Source organism: Paenibacillus sp. GCM10027626 (assembly GCF_042676285.1).
Taxonomy (GTDB): Bacteria; Bacillota; Bacilli; order Paenibacillales; family Paenibacillaceae; genus Paenibacillus_Z.
Map to the genome: position 1 here is coordinate 466,402 of NZ_JBHTHC010000003.1, position 18,513 is coordinate 484,914.

The 18,513-nt window shown below is 48.3% G+C and carries 6 protein-coding genes and 2 riboswitches; of the genes, 4 read left to right on the forward strand and 2 right to left on the reverse strand.

Annotated elements, in window-relative coordinates; translation table 11 throughout:
• Nucleotides 1-453 precede the first annotated feature (453 nt).
• Both ACFQ0N_RS09155 and ACFQ0N_RS09160 read right to left on the reverse strand, forming a co-directional pair.
• On the reverse strand, nucleotides 454-8,133 hold the full coding sequence (locus ACFQ0N_RS09155) for an isopeptide-forming domain-containing fimbrial protein (protein ID WP_379325088.1): 7,680 nt from the start codon (nucleotides 8,131-8,133) through the stop codon (nucleotides 454-456).
• A gap of 230 nt (nucleotides 8,134-8,363) precedes the next feature.
• Nucleotides 8,364-8,461, reverse strand: a riboswitch (cyclic di-GMP riboswitch).
• Between the two features lie 382 nt (nucleotides 8,462-8,843).
• Nucleotides 8,844-12,368 (reverse strand): Ig-like domain-containing protein, encoded by a 3,525-nt coding sequence (locus tag ACFQ0N_RS09160; RefSeq protein WP_379325090.1) that lies wholly within the window; start codon nucleotides 12,366-12,368, stop codon nucleotides 8,844-8,846.
• Between the two features lie 188 nt (nucleotides 12,369-12,556).
• A riboswitch (cyclic di-GMP riboswitch) is annotated at nucleotides 12,557-12,655 on the reverse strand.
• A gap of 342 nt (nucleotides 12,656-12,997) precedes the next feature.
• Between ACFQ0N_RS09160 and ACFQ0N_RS09165 the strand changes: the two genes are divergently transcribed.
• The 4 genes from ACFQ0N_RS09165 (at nucleotide 12,998) to ACFQ0N_RS09180 (ending at nucleotide 18,420) form a co-directional block, all read left to right on the forward strand.
• Nucleotides 12,998-14,635: a response regulator transcription factor gene (locus tag ACFQ0N_RS09165; RefSeq protein WP_379325092.1), complete on the forward strand. Its 1,638-nt coding sequence runs from the start codon at nucleotides 12,998-13,000 to the stop codon at nucleotides 14,633-14,635.
• Nucleotides 14,619-16,409 (forward strand): cache domain-containing sensor histidine kinase, encoded by a 1,791-nt coding sequence (locus tag ACFQ0N_RS09170; RefSeq protein WP_379325094.1) that lies wholly within the window; start codon nucleotides 14,619-14,621, stop codon nucleotides 16,407-16,409. The genes ACFQ0N_RS09165 and ACFQ0N_RS09170 overlap by 17 nt, the downstream gene beginning before the upstream one ends.
• Nucleotides 16,410-16,589: 180 nt before the next feature.
• Nucleotides 16,590-17,498, forward strand: coding sequence for an ABC transporter permease (locus ACFQ0N_RS09175; protein ID WP_379325096.1), 909 nt, complete (start codon nucleotides 16,590-16,592; stop codon nucleotides 17,496-17,498).
• A 34-nt stretch (nucleotides 17,499-17,532) separates the two neighbouring features.
• The gene (locus tag ACFQ0N_RS09180; RefSeq protein ID WP_379325098.1) at nucleotides 17,533-18,420 is read left to right on the forward strand and encodes a carbohydrate ABC transporter permease; all 888 of its coding nucleotides are present in this window, start codon (nucleotides 17,533-17,535) and stop codon (nucleotides 18,418-18,420) included.
• Nucleotides 18,421-18,513: the final 93 nt, after the last annotated feature.

Genomic DNA, 18,513 nt, shown 5'->3' on the forward strand with positions numbered 1-18,513 from the left:
AATGTTCGGGAGTGGTTTCCTTTCATATTTATAGTATCAACTACTCCTATACATTTTCTATACAACTTATGGCCGGTGACAGTTGATTCATTTAATGTTAGGAATCAATAAGACCTATTGTTTTCAGCAAGCGCTCCATCATTGCCGTTGCTCCCGGGCGTCATGCTTGCTTGCCTTCAATGACAGCACGCCCGTCCTGTAGCACTAGTTTTTATATAAATTTTTCCCAGACAATGTAGTTTAATAAAAACGCAGTTCCCTTTATGGTTATGGGCGAGATAGTAGCCAGTAACAATCGGTTTTCATCCAGAAAATGAAAAAGCAGCTCGTCCTGAGGGTCATCATTATAAACCCGATCCCATGCTTTCTAACGCTTAACCTTCAATGAAAACCGATACAAACACAAAAAGCAGCCCATCTCCCAAAAGAGAGGGGCCGCTTTTTTAGTTTTTTCTATGAGGCATTCTTTTTATCGCTCTTTTTTCTTCTTGCCAGCCACATGCCGGCAATCAGGAGCAGACCTCCTGCCAGCAAATACGTATACATATTGGTCGCTGTTTTTGGCAAGTAGTGCTGACCATTGTTCTTGCTGCCGCTTTCCGTGCCGTTCCCTCCACCTGTGGATACCCAAGGTTGCTCAGGTGTCGGAGTCGGTTTGGTTGGTTCTTTCTCTCCCGGCTTGACCGGTTTATCCGGTTGCCCTGGTTTGCCTGGTTTGCCTGGTTTGCCCGGTTGATGATTCCCGTTGTCGTTTCCGCCAACAATGATCTCCTCATAAGGCTCCTCCGGTGCACGTACATTGTCCCCAGCTACTTCGCCGACGTTTTTGATCTTTTTGCCGGCTTGGTCCACTTCGACCTGGACTTGGAACACAATCGTATGCCACTTCGTATCCGTGACATCGCCAATTTCTCCGACGACTCTGCCAGCCGCATAGTAGCCATTGTCACCATCTGCTTTATCCGTTACCTTATGACCATCCACTTTTAATGTGCCTGGCACATAAGCCAACCCTGCTGGCAATTCGTCGGCAATCACCAAATTATTGACCATGGTTCCCGGCACTGTATTCCGCGCTTTCACCGTGTACACTAGCTTGTCACCGGCTTTGATGCTGCCGCTGCCCAGCTTCTTCGATGCTTTTTGCGACTCTAGTATAGGAGCCTCTGGGTCAGGGACATTCTCTTTTGGAACAACCGTGATGGCTTCACGCGGTCTATCCGGCACTAATAGATTATCCCCGCTCACTTTAGCGATGTTTTCGATCTTCTGGCCGGCTTGCCCTGCTTTTACTTTCGCTTGGAACTCCAGCTTATGCCAGTTCAAATCGGTAATAAAGCTGAATTTCCCGGTTACTTTGCCATCCGCATATTCGCCGTTGTCATCATCTTTGGCATCGGTCACAGGCTTTCCGTCCACTTTCAAGCTGCCAGGGACGTACTCCAGTCCTTCCGGCAATTCGTCGGAAATGACCAGATTGCTTACGGTGCTGCCTGATACCGTATTGCGCGTCTGGATCGCATACTCTATCGTGTCGCCCTCTTCGACGTTACCGCCGTTCAGATCCTTTGAAGTTTTATGCGACTCCATGACAGGAGATTGATAAGGCGGATACGGCGGATAGATAATCGGCTCGTTGTCCACGAAGATCTCTTTCGTCGGTTTACCCGGTTCGCCAATGTTGCCGCCTGTGACTTCCGCGACGTTTTTGATCGTTTGACCGGCTTGTCCTGCTTTCACTTTGGTCCGGAACTCCAGCGTGTGCCAGTTGGTATCGGCGACGTCACCGACGATGGCGGTCATAACGCCGTCCTTATAGCTTCCGCTGTCGTCTCCTTCTGCATCTGTGACGGCTACGCCGTCTACCTTCATGCTTCCGGCGACGTACTCCAAGCCTGCCGGCAGAATATCCGAAATCTTCAGATCGGTCAGAACACTATCGCTTACTGTGTTTCTACCCCGGATCGTATAGATAACCATATCCCCGACTTCATACGTTTGCTTGTTTTCAGTCAAATTCGCTGCCGACTTCTCGGATTCGAGGGCCGGATAGCGCGGATAAATCTCGACTGTCGTTGTCGGTTCATCTGGTTCGCCGACATTGTCTCCCTTAACAACCGCTTTGTTCTGAATATCCTTACTTGCTTGGCCTGGCAGGACCTTCGCCTGGAAGGTTACCGTATGCCAGGAGGTATCGGTCACATTGCCGAATTGACCAGTAACTTGACCGTCCACATAATGGCCAGCATCGTCTCCTTCGGCATCGGTGACAGCTTTGCCGTCTACGCTTAGGGTTCCTGGAACGTATGCCAAGCCTGCCGGGATCACATCAGAGATCACCAGATTGGTGGCCAAACTATCGGCATTGGTGTTATGAGTCTGGATCGTGTATAGCAGCGTGTCACCTACTTCTGGATGATCCGCATCTTTATTGCCGTCCGCTTTGGTTTCCAGCTTCGCTGACTTTTCAGATTCCAAAACTGGACCCCGTGGATAAATTTCCACTGTCGTTGTCGGCTTGTCCGGCTCGCCAATATTGCCGCCCTCTACCAATGCTTCGTTGCGGATATCTTTGCCCGCTTGACCTGGCAGCACCTTCACCTGGAAGGTTACTGTATGCCACGACGTATCGGTCACATTGCCGATTTTGCCCGTCACTTCACCATCGGCATAATGGCCAGCATCGTCTCCTTCGGCATCGGTAACAACTTTGCCGTCTACGCTCAGCGTACCTGGAACGTATTCCAAGCCTGCCGGGATTTTATCCGTAATGACAAGATTGGTGACTACACTATCAGTTACAGTATTACGAGTCTCGATCGTATACAGCAGCGTGTCGCCCACTTCCGGATGATCCGCATCTGTATTGCCGTCTGCTTTGGTTTCCAGTTTCGCCGATTTCTGCGAGTCAAGCGCTGGATAACGCGGATAGATCTCGACTGTCGTCGTCGGTTCATCTGGCTCGCCGACATTGTCTGCTTTAACAAGCGCTTTATTTTGAATATCTTTGCTTGCTTGACCTGGCAGAACCTTTGCCTGGAAGGTTACCGTATGCCAAGATGTATCAGTTACATCGCCAAATTGGCCCGTCACTTGACCATCGGCATAATGGCCGCGGTCTCCATCCTCAGCATCACTCACCGCTGTTCCGTCGACGCTCAGCGTACCTGGAACGTATGCCAAACCTGCCGGAATTTTATCCGTAATGACAAGATTGGTGACCAGACTGTCCGCAATTGTGTTGCGGGTCTGGATCGTATACAGCAGTGTGTCGCCTACTTCTGGATGGTCGACATCTGTATTGCCATCCGCTTTAGCTTGCAAGCTGGATGTTTTTGTAGACTCCAAAACAGATCCGCGAGGATAGATCTCAACCGTCGTCGTCGGCTCATCTGGCTCGCCCACATTGTCTCCCTTGACAAGCGCTTTGTTTTCAATATCTTTATTTGCTTGACCTGGCAGAACCTTCGCTTGGAAAGTTACCGTGTGCCACGACGTATCGGTTACACTGCCAAACTGACCTGTCACTTGACCATTAACATAATGGCCGGCATCCCCGTCCTCAGTGTCACTTACCGCAATTCCATCTACACGCAACGTACCGGAGACATATTCCAGGCCTGCCGGAATTTTATCCGTAATGACAAGATTGGTGACTACACTATCGGTTACGGTGTTACGAGTCTGGATCGTATACAGCAGCGTATCACCTACTTCCGGATGATCAGCATCGGTATTGCCGTTTGCCTTTGTTTCCAGCTTCGCCGATTTCTGCGATTCAAGCGCTGGATTACGTGGATAAATCTCTACTGTCGTTGTCGGTTCATCTGGCTCGCCTATATTGTCACCTTTAACAACCGCTTTGTTCTGAATATCCTTGCTCGCTTGGCCTGGCAGTACCTTCGCTTGGAAAGTTACCGTGTGCCATTCGATATCCGTGACTTCACCAAACTGTCCAACCACTTGACCATCGGCATAATGACCGGCGTCGTCTCCCACATCATCGGTAACCGATTTGCCATCTACACTCAGCGTTCCCGGTACGTAGACCAAGCCTGCCGGGAGCATATCAAAGATGACAAGATTCGTTACCAGACTATCGGAAATCGTGTTGCGGGTCTGAATCGTATACAGCAGTGTATCGCCCACTTCCGGGTGACCCGCATCCGTATTGCCTGCCGCCTTTGTTTCCAGCTTCGCCGTCTTTGTCGATTCAAGAAGCGGATTCCGTGGCTCTACCTTCACCGTCGTTTCTGGCTCGTCAGGCGTGCCGGTATTATCGCCCTTCACAAAAGCTACGTTTCGAATCTCTTTGCTCGCTTGGCCGGCTTTAATGGTCGCCTTGAATGTCAGCGTGTGCCATTCATTATCTGCAATATTACCGAACTGTCCGACGACCTTGCCACTAACATAATGACCTTTGTCCTGGTCCTCTACATCGGTGACAGCTTCTCCGTCTACTTTCAAACTGTCAGACACATATTCTAGACCTTCCGGTATTACATCAGAGATGACAAGATTGGTGACCAGACTTTCTGTAACTGTGTTACGGGTCTGGATCGTGTACAACAACGTGTCGCCCACTTCAAACTCATCCGTCTTCGTGTTGCCTGTTGCCTTCGTATCCAACTTCGCCGACTTCGTTGATTCAAGCGCTGGATAACGCGGATAAATCTCTACTGTCGTTGTCGGTTCATCTGGCTCACCAACATTGTCACCTTTGACAAGCGCTTTGTTTTGAATATCTTTACTTGCTTGGCCTGGCAGTACCTTCGCTTGGAAAGTTACCGTGCGCCATTCATTATCCGTAACTTCACCGAACTGTCCAACCACTTGACCATCGGCATAATGGCCGACGTCGTCTCCCATATCATCGGTAACCGCTTTACCATCTACACTCAGCGTTCCCGGTACGTAGGCCAAGCCTGCTGGGATCATATCTGAGATGACAAGATTCGTTACCAGACTATCGGAAATCGTGTTGCGGGTCTGAATCGTATACAGCAGTGTATCGCCCACTTCCGGGTGACCCGCATCCGTATTGCCTCCCGCCTTTGTTTCCAGCTTCGCCGTCTTTGTCGATTCAAGAACCGGATTCCGTGGCTCTACCTTCACCGTCGTTTCCGGCTCGTCCGGTGTGCCAGTATTGTCGCCGCTTACTACAGCCACGTTTCGGATCTCTTTGCTCGCTTGGCCGGCTTTTATGGTCGCCTTGAATGTCAGCGTATGCCATTCATTATCCGAAATATTTCCGAACTCTCCGATCACTTCGCCATTCACATAATGACCTGCATCGTCTCCTTCGGCGTCAGTGACAGCTTTGCCATCTATGCTCAACGTACCCGGTTCGTATGCCAAGCCTGCCCGGATCAGGTCAGAAATGACCAGATTGGTGACCAGACTATCTCTAACTGTGTTGCGGGTCTCAATCGTATATAGCAGTGTGTCGCCCACTTCAAACTGATTCGCATTTGTGTTCCCAGTTGCCTTCGTATCTAGCTCCGCTATCTTTTTGGATTCAAGTGCTGGATTGCGCGGATAAATCTCGACGGTCGTCGTTGGTTCATCTGGATCGCCGACATTATCTCCTGTAACAACCGCTGTATTTTGAATATCTTTGCTCGCTTGGCCTGGCAGCACCTTCGCCTGGAACGTTACCGTGTGCCATGACGTATCCGTGACATCTCCGAATTTGCCCGTCACTTGATCACCGGCATAATGGCCTGAATCCCCATCCTCAACATCGCTCACTGGGGTTCCGTCTACGCACAATGTGCCCGGTTCGTATTCCAAGCCTGCCGGAATCTTGTCAGAGATCACAAGATTGGTGACCATACTGTCTGCTACTGTGTTCCGGGTCTGGATCGTATACAGCAGTGTGTCGCCCACTTCCGGATGTTCTGTATCTGTATTGCCGTCGGCTTTGGTTTGCAGACTGGCCACTTTCGTTGATTCTAAGACAGCTCCGCGCGGATACACTTCAACAGTCGTTGTTGGCTCTTCCGGCTCGCCGACATTGTCTGCCGTAACAAGCGCTGTATTTTGGATATTCTTGCCCGCTTGGCCAGGCAGAACCTTCACTTGGAAAGTTACCGTGTGCCATGACGTATCGGTCACATCGCCAAATTGACCCGTCACTTGACCATTAGCATAATGGCCGCGGTCGCCATCCTCAGCATCGCTCACCGCTGTTCCATCTACGTTTAACGTCTCCGAAACGTATTCCAAACCTGTCGGGATCATGTCGGAGATCACAAGATTGGTAACCAGACTGTCAGCAACTGTGTTACGAGTCTGAATGGTGTACAGCAGCGTATCTCCCACTTCCGGATGCTTAGCATCTGTGTTGCCGTCAGCTTTTGCGAGCAGGCTGGAGGTTTTTGCTGACTCCAAAGCGGATCCGCGCGGATACACTTCAACAGTCGTTGTTGGCTCTTCCGGCTCGCCGACATTGTCTCCCGTAACAAGTGCAGTATTTTGGATATTCTTGCCCGCTTGGCCAGGCAGAACCTTCACTTGGAAAGTTACCGTGTGCCATGATGTATCGGTTACATCGCCAAATTGGCCCGTCACTTGACCATTAGCATAATGGCCGCGGTCGCCATCCTCAGCATCGCTCACCGCTGTTCCATCTACGTTTAACGTCTCCGAAACGTATTCCAAACCTACCGGGATCATGTCGGAGATCACGAGATTGGTTACCAGACTGTCGGCAATCGTGTTGCGAGTCTGGATCGCATACAACAGTGTGTCGCCCACTTCCGGATGATCTGCATCTGTATTGCCGTCAGCTTTGGTGAGCAGGCTGGAGGTTTTTGTTGACTCCAAAACAGATCCTCGCGGATACACTTCAACAGTTGTTGTTGGCTTATTTGGAACGTCGATGTTGTCTCCTTTGACAAGCGCTGTATTCTGGATATCCTTGCCCGCTTGTCCAGGCAGAACCCTCACTTGGAAGGTTATCTTGTGCCATGATGTATCAGTCACATCGCCAAATTGACCCGTCACTTGACCATTAGCATAATGGCCGCGGTCGCCATCCTGAGCATCACTTACCGCTATTTCGTCTACTTTCAACGTACTCGGGATGTATTCAAGGCCTTCCGGAATTGCGTCAGAGATCACGAGATTGCTAACCAAACTGCCAGCAACTGTGTTACGAGTCTGAACGGTGTACAGCAGCGTATCTCCCACTTCCGGATGATCAGCATCTGTGTTGCCGTCAGCTTTTGCTTGCAGGCTGGCTGTTTTGTTGGATTCAATTACAGCGGGATTAGGTGCGAATCGTGGTGTGGCTCCTGATGCTAAGTCAAAAAATACAGGTCCCGTCATTGCCCCCAGATAAGTAGTGCTTAGCGTATCCGGGTCAAGTATATAGAATTTGGGACTAGTGTCTCCAGCAAGCAGGAACATCTTACCGTTAGGCAAGAAGCTGATTCCCCTAACACCAGCCTCTATAGCTATACCATCTGAGTTTGTTATAGGGAGAGTTCTTATAATGGTAGCATTTCTTGGGTCCAGTTGAAGCACAGCGTTACCTCTAAAAAACCATAAGTAGCCTTCACCATCGACGACCAGGTCACCGCCCAAATCAGCGCCGGCGGCACTAAGACCCTTAATTTCACTTAAACCCTTTTCCTTTGTGCCGGTATCATAGAAAGCTAAGTATGTTTTGCCATTACTGCCGTACGAATAGTAATACTTTCCTTCGGCGGAAATTGCGGCGTTACCGGCTGTTCCAGATAATGTTGTCTCTAGTGTGGCAGTTCCATCTGCACTAATTTTATAAAGTTTATAAGAACCAGATCCGTGAAAGGCTCCGTAAATAGCATCGCCGGTAACGGGCATAGCTAAACCGTTCATATAATCAGATGGACCCATGGTAAGACCTTTAACCGCAATGGTTGCCTTTGGTTGCGCTGCTGGGTTATTCCCATCAAACTGATAGAGCGTCTTGCCGTCGGCAGAGATACCATACGAATCAATCGCATTAAGCGTAAAGGGCTCTGCAGCATGGACTTGCACTGTTGAAACAGGGGGCAGCACCCCTGTAATGACGAGCAATAATACAGAAAATTTAATTAAATAATGCCTTAGTATGTTTCTTCTTGTTCCCGCTCGGGTGTTATTCAATTGTCTCCCTCCAAACTGTGGTTATTGAAGACCACCAGTACTGCTAATCGACAATGACCGCCTCCTTGATCCGGTGCCATTACTGTCGCTTCCTATACCGCCCTGTTCCTTGTGCCATTACTTCTTCCCTGTTCCTTGATTAATAGCAAACACCTCTCTTTCAGCTCGAAGAAAAAGAAAACCTCCGTCCAAAAGCGAAAATACGCTAACAGACGGAGGTTTCCGTCGTATTCGGCAGCTGGCTGGCATTGGAATTCGCATCTTAAGCGAATCTTCAGCCCCTTTAGCTTTGCGTCCCCGCTTTTCAACGGGTTTGCCATTATCGTACGAGCTTGTATGTAGAGTTTTAAAATAAAACACTTGCTTAATTAGGATTATACTTAGAAAAAAATTGGTCGGTTAGGCCCGATGGTCCCAATTTTGTTAAAATTTATTTCTATTTGTAGGTTTTGGGGCTTATTTTTTTGAGAGTATAAACATCACTATTATTAATATTTGGGAATGGCCTTATGAAGAATTATAATCATGCCGCTTTCTAACAAATATCTACATATTTCTTCCTTTGTTCATAGTATATCAGCTGCTCCTATACATTTCCTATACAACCATCTGGCATGCATCAATATGGCAAATCTACATTCCCCTATCCGCAACAAAAAGCAACTGCCACTAGCTTTAATGGCCGGTGACAGCTGCTTCATTTCATGCTATTAGTCAATCAGATTAGTTGTTTTGAGCAAACGCTCCATCATTGCTGTCGCTTCCGAGCGTGTCATGCTTGCTTGCGGATTCAGCAGGTTCGCGCCTTTGCCTTCAATGACACCGGCTGCTACCATTTGAGCGACAGATTCTTTCGCCCAGTTGGACACTTTGTCCGCATCACCAAAGCTTGCAAGCGTTGCGGCAATTTCTGCCTGACTCATCGCTTTCGGTATCGCTGCAAATCGGTAGGCACGAGCGATCATCGCTATGCCTTGCTCGCGAGTGATTTCCTGCTCGCCACGGAACAAGCCGTCGGAGTAGCCCAGTACAATGCCAAACTCATTGGCAATCGTCACCGCATTATGGTACCAATGCGCTTGCGACACATCGCTAAACATGTTTTGCGGCACTTCCTGACGCATGAAGCCCATCCCCAACGTCACGATCGAAGCAAACTCCGAGCGGTTGACATTGCGGTTCGGGGAGTACGTATTGTTGCCTGTTCCTTTCAATTGCAGTCTTGCTGCAATATTGTTCACATTGCTTTGCGCCCAATGCTTCTTCACATCATTGAAGTCCTGCGGATTCCAGATCACCGAGTAGGTGCCCGCGCTGCGCAGATCGTTGATTTGGGCAAAGTAACGATCATTGATTTTTGTTACGACTGTTGGCAGATGGAACGTTGTGCCATCCGGATTCACCACGACACCCGTCGTAATCCGGTTCGGATCAATATCCTTCGGCAGTGCGATATATTTCACCGCATACTTGTCCAGTTGGCCTGCGCGGACGGTTTTGCCATCCTTCGAGAACGTCAGATCCAGATCGACCGGATGCACGAGTAGTTCATAGCCTTTCGCTGCTGCTTCATTGCGGGCGCTGTCGGCCAGCTCTTGCGAAGCGTTTTTAATGGTGATGTCCAGCGCAATATCTTTCAGTTCCGCGCCATTCCATTGCTTCGCGATAGCGTCCAGATCCAGCTGCTGCGCCGGAACCGGATAGATCGCCAGCAGTTCATCCTCAATCGTCAGCGTCGAGCCTGTGTCAACCAGCTTCTTCACATCCGCTGCGGTCAAGCCTTTTACTTCGACTTCTCCTTGGCCTGGTACGCGGATTGACAACTGATGTGACTTGCCGTCTGCCAAAATCTCATTCAGCTTGCCGGTATCCACTTGAACGGTTGTGACTTCATTGTCGCCATCTTTTTTTGTTGTTCCAGTTGCGAAATTGTTGTTTGCTCCATCCACGCTAGTGATAATATTGGCTGTTGTTGATGGGCCTGGACCCGGTGCTGGTATCCACCAGTTTCCTCCATCTGTGTTTGCATTTTCGCGTGTTACTGTGACGACATATTCTTTCACTTTGCCATAACGATCGGTTACTTTGACGATTACTTTGTTGTCACCGACATTCAGCGGAAGCGCTCCGCTCTCAGAGCCGCTTGCTACCATGGCAAATGAACCGTCGTTGACTTTAATTTCAATTTTCGAGCCTGGATCAACTGCTACTGGCGTAAACTTCAGTTCATATACACTGTTGGTTACAGTCATCGTATATGAACCCTTAGCTGGATCAAAAGCAGGGCTTAAGCTTCCACTTGAAGGTGTTAAAGAAACCAGTGATGGCAGCTTTGTATCCACCGTTACATTCTTTTTCTCTTTGGTGGATTTCCCATCTTTCGTAGCGGTTACTTCAATGCTGTACTCGCCATCCGGCAAATCAATATCTGGCGAGAAGCTCCACGTTCCGTCCGAGTTGACTGTTACTTCCGGCTTGCCAACTACTTTGCCGTCTTTGTCTTTAATTTCAACGGTTACCGTCGCTCCTGGGGTTGTTTTTCCTTTGAACTCTGGTTTTGCTACCGTTACGGTATTACCACTTGGTTCGTTGATTTCCAATGCCGGCACTGTTGTGTCGACGGTTACGTCCTTCGTTTCCGTTCTCGACTTGCCACCTTTCTCGGCAGTCACTTCAACTGTGTACGCGCCGTCTTTCAAGTCATTCTCCGGCGTGAAGTTCCATGTTCCATCTTCCTTAACCGGAACTTCCTTGGTTTCAATCACCTTGCCGTCTTGATCTTTGAGCGTTACTGTCACCTTCGCTTCTGGATCCGCTTTTCCCCCAAACTCAGGATTAGGCACATACACTTTGTTGCCGCTTGGTTTATCAATTTCCAGTTTAGGTAACGTGGCGTCTACCGTTATATCCTTCGTTTGTGTTACCGAATTTCCATTTTTGTCTGCGGTTACTTCAATCGTGTAGTCACCATCCGGCAGCTCACTTCCTGGGAGGAAACTCCAGGTTCCGTCATCGTTTACATTCACCTGTGGTTCATCGATTATTTCACCGTTTTTGTTTTTTATTTTAGCAGTTACCTGCACGCCTGCTTCCGTCTTACCTGTAAATTCAGGTTTGTTCTCGAAAACTTTAGTATCGGCTGGCTTTTCGATCTCCAGTGTTGGCATTTTTATATCATCGTTTGTTAAAGTAATTTGTTTAAAACTGATGATATTACCATTCTCATCAACTTCATATATACCTACATACTTATTGGTATTTGCATCTACATCTGGAATGTCATCACCTAAGTTGTAATCAGAAGCTCCTGCCGGAACCTGCTCGCCTTGAAGCGGAAATGGGAGCAACTTATCCGAAACAAGCACCTTATAGGAGTTACTGCCGCTAGCAGGTGTTACCGATACTGTCGTTGTTCCAACTTCAGTGCCTTTGGCCGCTGTAGCTTTCAGAACCTCAGCTGGCGTGATTGCCCCATCCCAGAACTTGATGGAATACACTTTTCCGCCTGTTGTCTTCTCATCTCCACCAGATATATAATCATCATGGAAGAAACCGAAACGAATCTTGTTATTGACTACAATAGGCGTTGCGCCGTTACTTGAGTCATCAACTTCTATTTCCTTAAGAAATTCACCATCTACGATCATATAAGCAGTAAACATTTTCGTAGTTGCATCTCTTGTAGCTATAATATCGATAATTTGCTTTGGTTGCACTGATGTTTTCCCACTAGTACCAACATCAAAAAACTTCAACTTTTTGTCACTGTCAAAGTAAAACCCTTGATCCTTGGTCTTATCTTTATAATCAATAATTTTAGTCCAGCTGCTGTTGAGAGTGTCATAAGAAAAACGAACTCCAACCGAATAACTTTTATCAATACTTTTTCCTTTCGGGTCAATGTCTAGGGTAAAACCGCCGCCTCTTTGCTTATCGGAGGTCCACCTCCAGTAGTCCCCGGCACTGTCTGTACCATATTCAGTTGTCGTATTGCCATAAGTTTTACCGCCATAAACACCTTCAACCACTGTTAATGTAGAACCTTTTTTATTATCTGCCGGCAGTCCCCCATTTCCCGGATCAGAAAACTCATAGTCTACTATGAGTTCAGGAGCTGTGTCAGCAGCCATTGCTGTTTTTGGAGCAAATACTGAAGGTACTCCTCCAATTGCAACTACGAACGCAAGCAACATCGCCAATTGTTTTTTCCAAGTTTTTACTTTCGATAAATGCACGATCTATCCTTCCTCCTTCTCACTACAAATTCTAAATCATCTTTTTTCCTCTCTTTAACCGGTCAATGCGAGTGTGATACTGAGATTTCTGAAACTCCTAATCATCACCTCCATAAAAGATGCCAAGGCCTCCTTGGAAATAAAAACCTCCATCACAGCGCATACGCTAGACGGAGGTTTCCGTCGTATTCGACAGCTGGCTGGCATTGGCATTCGCGTCTTCAGCAAATCCATTAGCCCCTTAAGCTTTGCGTCCCCGCTTTTCAACGGGTTTGCTATTATCGCACGAGATTTTATGTAACATTTGGAATAAACTCTCTGTTGAAATTCCTTTTAAGGGATAATTAAAAATTAATTATATTCGACAAATCTATACATTTTCTAAACAAATTACTGACCTCTCTGCCCCCTCCTTCTATAGCAATCCGGCATCTTTTAGTATGTATCACTCACGACACAGTTCGCATTTTCCGAATATACTTCCAGTCTACCATCCCAACCTATACAAACCCTTGACATCCCTTTACATCCTTGTTCAGTCCATTTTGTTATGCTATTGACACACGCTGCTGGCATAACGAGAATAGAGTTAAATATTACCCATTACGAACGGAGGTGGACACACCCATATGTATAAAGTGCTGATTGCCGAGGATGAAATGCTTGTAAGAGTTGGTTTGAAGACAGCCATCGACTGGGCCAAATATGAGATGGCGGTAATTGCCGATGTCTCCAACGGTCAGGAAGCATGGGAGACGTATCAGCGGGAGGCACCTGATATTGTCATTACCGATATTAAAATGCCGGTGATGGACGGCATGGAGCTGATCGCACGTATACGCGAGCTTGAGCGGCCTGCCAAAATCATTATTCTTACCTGTCTGGAAGATTTCGACCTCGTACGCAAAGCGTTAGTGCACCAAGTCAGCGATTATATTCTCAAGCTGGAGATGACTACGGAGCAAATTGAAACTTTGCTGCACAGGCTTCAATCCGAGCTGAACGCTTCTGTAGGTCCGGCTGCAAAGCCCCAAGGAATCGAGCATGGCGTTGCCAAAGAAAATCTGTTCAAAGACTACTTGTTTCGCAATCGCTATACGGATCAAGAGTTTTTCTCCATTGCGGAGCGAATGGAGTTGCGCCTCAAACCGTCCCGCCTCATCGTCTGCGCCATGGAAATCGATCAATACACGCTCCTGCGAAACCGTTTTCAGGATTATAAAGGCGAATTGACTCGCATGTCGTTGCTCAACGTCCTGGATGAGGTGCTGAGCGGATATGCGCGCAGCGAAGTGTTTCACGACGAGGAAAGCCGCTATATGATTATGGCCAGCTTCCATGATCTGCCGAGTGAGCAGCAAACTTGGGAGACGCTTCACAAAATGCTGCAGCATATTCGCAAAGTGATGGATCTTTACTTTAACGCTACCGTTTCCTTCGGGATTAGTGGCATCGGCAGTAGCGAGAATGCGCTAAAGCAGCAATACCGGCTCAGCGTCCAGGCGCTGGCGCGGAAATATTTTCACGGCAATGGCGCCGATATTAGAGCGGACGGGAACATGCCGCTGCAGCTGGCTCCAGCGCTGCGGGAGCAGTTGCTCTACCTGCCGGAGAAATGGCAAGTAAGTGAACATTACAAAAGCAAGCTCACCGAAAAGATTAACCTATTCCTGCAAGCCGGCCTACTCACTTCCAAAGAAGAAGTGCAGAAGCAGTTTATGCAGTGGCTGCTGTGGCCGATTACCTCCATGCATCTGACCGATGTCAATGTTCCGGAAATTTTCACCGCTTATGCCGAGCAAATATCGAAAGCGGATACCTTGCAACAATCAATCGCCATTTATGAGCAATACTTGGCAGATCTTGCGAAGCATCACGCCAAACGAAGAGCTGTCAGCAGAGAAATAAACGAAGTACTCCAATATATCGAGATGCACTATGACCGCGATTTATCGCTGCCGGAGCTGGCAGAGCACGTCCAGATGAGCCCGAATTATATAAGCAGCCTGTTCAAAAAAGAAATGCGGCAAAACTATGCTGATTATTTAGTGCAATACCGTATCGAGAAGGCCAAGGAACTGCTGCTCAGTACGTATATGAAAACCTATGAAGTGGCCGACAGGATCGGCTTCGCCAACCAGAGTTATTTTAGCTGGGCGTTCAAGCGCTTTACCGGGATGAGCCCGCGGGAATTCCGCAGGCAGTGGGTCGCCGATTGGCCGAAAGACGGTGAACAGGATGATGCGAAAAATGATGAGCAGGCGTAACGGCAGCCTGCGGACAAGTTTAAGCTTGTCTTTTATGATCATGAGCATGGCCGTGCTTGTTGTCAGCGCAGTTATGATCTACTTTGGCGTGTTGGACATTTTGCAAAAGCGGTCGGAGCAATCGACCTTGCGGCTGTTTCAGCAGCTGGAGAATAGTGTTGAAGCGTCGCGTCAGGAAGTGGACAAAGTGTCCAAATTGTTTCTGCTCGATCCCGGCATTCAGGAGTATCTGGATGTCAGCACCTCTTCCCCTGCGGACAGCGTCAATTTGACCAATAAAGTGATGGAACGAACCTCGATTATTTTGAAAAACTATGAGCATATTTCATCCATTTATTTGTTCACGAATTTCGGCACCGTTGTCGGCGTCGATGCCCATGCCACCGTTTACTTGACAGACGCCGCCAAACAGCATTGGTTCTATGTTACATCCCTTTACAATCAGGCCCAGGAAGCCTTTCCCCGCTTGATCTGGCTGGGCGCAACCAAGGCGAAGGATTTTCAAAATTATGTTTATCGGCCCGAGGATGAGCTGCCTGTCCTCTTATCTTCCATGCGCGGGGTCAAATCGATCATGAAGAACGATCAGGCCGGTACGCTTGTCGTCAATATGAATCAGCAGGTGCTGGCCGCCACTTATAACAAGCTGAGCGGAGAGCCGGGAAGCGAAATGTATATTTACGATCAGAAGGGAATTATTATTTCCCACACCGATACGTCCCGTCTCGGCCAAAAGGTGCCGGACTCGCTGCTGGACCGGGTCGCCGGCTCCTTCGGCAGCTTTTCGGCTGAAGACATGCAAGCGGTCTACTACCGGCTGGGCGATACCGGCTGGACCGTCATCAAGCTTGTGCCTATAAGTGAATTTGTCAAAGATATTTGGACATTGCGTTATACGATGATCGGCATTATTACCGTTGCTCTCGCCGCGGCGCTGCTGATCTCGTATTATTGGATTCGCAAGCTGACCAAACCGCTCAAACAGCTGTCGCAAGGCATGCTGGAGATGGAGAAAGGCAATCTGGGGATCAAGCTGAACAGCACCGCTAACAATGAACTCGGCATGCTGGCAAGAGGCTTCAACCGCATGTCCGAAAGCATCAGCAATCTGATCGACGAGAATCGGCGGGCGGAAGAGCAAAAAGCAAAGCTGGAAATCCGGATGCTTCAGTCCCAAATCCAGCCGCATTTTTTGTACAACACCTTGAACACGATCAAATGGATGGCGGTTGTCATTAAAGCGGACAACATTGCGGGGAGCTTGACGACGCTGGCCAGCTTGCTGAAACCGATTTTTAACCGTTCGGATCTGATGTGGACCTTTCGCGAGGAAACCGGCTATATCGACAACTACGTCAAGCTGATGAATATGCGCTACGGCGGGGGCATCCAGATCGAGTGGCAGTTGAATGAAACGATTTTGCATTGTCAGGTGCTTCGCTTTATTTTGCAGCCTATCGTTGAAAATGCCATCATTCACGGCATAGAAGCAAAAAATTATACAGGCAGCATTCACATCGCGGCGGCGGAAAAAGAAGGCACAATCACGCTTGCCGTCTCCGATACGGGGGGCGGCATGACAGCGGAACGGCTGCATTTGCTGCGAAATGTTTTAGACGGTGCGGACAGTCCAACTTTTGGCATTGGTCTGCAAAATGTGAACAAGCGCATCCAACTGCACTTCGGCCCCCACTACCGCTTGGAGGCGGACAGCAGCCCGGGAGAAGGAACGACCATTACACTGAAATTCCCCAAAATCGAGCACGCGGAATAAAATCGTAAAAAAAGTACAGAAAAGATAGCCGGGAGTAGACACGAATCTATTCCCGCTTTCTATTTCTTCTTTCAATCATAAGAAAGTGCATCATTTTGTAGCTTATTTTATTTCTCCCGGCGGGTCTGCCCTCTATACTGATCCTAACGAACAGGAAAATAAACAATTTGGAGTTGGCCTATGCAAAAGAAACCGGTGATTACAAAGAGCAAGCTGTCCCTGCTTCTCATGGCGCTGCCGTTTATCGTGCTCGTTTTTTTGTTCAACTATTTACCGTTGTTTGGCTGGGTATATGTTTTTTTCGATTACAAGCCGGGAATCCCCCTCTCCCAGACACCATTTGTCGGCTTGAAATTTTTTGAGCTGACTTTGAACGACGGGGGCGAACTGCTTAATGTGCTTAAAAACACCTTGGCCATGAGCTTTCTCGGCCTTCTCACTTCGCCGCTGCCGCTCATCTTTGCCATCCTGCTGTCGGAAGTGAAAAATAAGACCTTCCAAAAAATTGTGCAGACAACAACGACACTGCCGAATTTTATTAGCTGGTTTATCGTCTTCTCGTTGTTTTTCTCTGTATTTTCAGTCGAGGGATTGTTCAACACATTGCTGATCAAGCTGCACATCATTAGCGAACCGACGAATATTCTCGGCAATGGCGAGGCTGTCTGGTACGTTCAGACTGCCGTTGCGGTCTGGAAAGGGCTCGGCTGGGGCGCGATTATTTATTTGGCCTCGATCGCCGGGATCGATCAGGAGCTTTTTGATGCCGCCAAGGTTGACGGCGCGGGGCGCTTTCAGACGATTATGAATGTAACCGTTCCCGGTCTGATGCCGACCTATATCGTCTTGCTGCTGCTCAGCATCAGCAACATGCTCTCCAACGGGTTCGACCAGTATTTTGTGTTCCATAATCCGCTCGTTGCCGAAAAAATCGAGGTGCTCGACTACTACGTTTACCGGATCGGCATTGCCACCAACGATTACGCCTATGCAACCGCAATCGGCATGTCCAAGACTGTGATCAGTGTCATCCTGCTTTTCACCGTCAACTTCATTTCCAAACGGGTCAGAGGCCAGTCGATTGTTTAAAGAATCATTTCGGAAAGGGGATCGGAATCAACTTATGACCAAACCAACCGGACTTTGGAATATCAGCTTCAACATCGCCAACTATCTGCTGCTTTCTCTTATCACCTTTGCTTGTGTCTATCCTTTCTATTATATATTTATCTACTCGATCAGCGATCCGCTCGAGGCGTCGCGCGGGCTCGTTTTCCTGCCCCGGGGCATCAACTTCGACAACTATAAAGCGATGCTAAAATTGCCCGATATATACAGCTCGTTCGTCATATCGGTGCTAAGAGCCGTCATCGGTACGATTGTTACCGTGTTCAGCTCCAGTCTGTTTGCTTATATCGTGACGAAGAACGAGCTCGTCTGGCGCAAATTCTTTTACCGTTTTGTCATTATCTCGCTCTACTTGAATGCCGGGCTTATTCCATGGTATTTAACGATGAAAAATTTGGGCCTGAAAAACAACTTTTTGCTTTACGTCCTGCCTGGGGCGATCGTTGGCTTCTATGTCATTTTGATCAAAACATTTATTGAACAGCTTCCGGCAGCGTTAGAGGAATCGGCAATGATTGACGGGGCGGGCTACTTCACCATTTACCGCAAAATCATTTTCCCTTTATCGCTTCCCATTATTGCGACCATAGCTGTCTTCGCTGCCGTCGGACAGTGGAATTCCTGGCAGGATAATTTCTTTCTCGTATCCGATCCAAAGCTGCAGACGATTCAGCTCATCCTTTACAACTATTTGAATCAGGTGCAGTCGCTGGCCAATATGTCAGTGCAAGAGCTGAACCGCGGAGCGGCAGCGCGCATACTTACCCCGCAATCCGTCCAGATGACGATTACGATGGTAGTCACGATTCCGATTTTATTCGTCTATCCTTTCATGCAAAAATATTTCGTTAAAGGCATTATGCTTGGCGCAGTTAAAGGTTAACCCGCGCCAGCCTGCTTGCCCGCTTGCCTGTCTGCCGATAGTTGATGTCATCCCACCTTGATGGCATTTCAATTATAAATAAGCACCAGACAG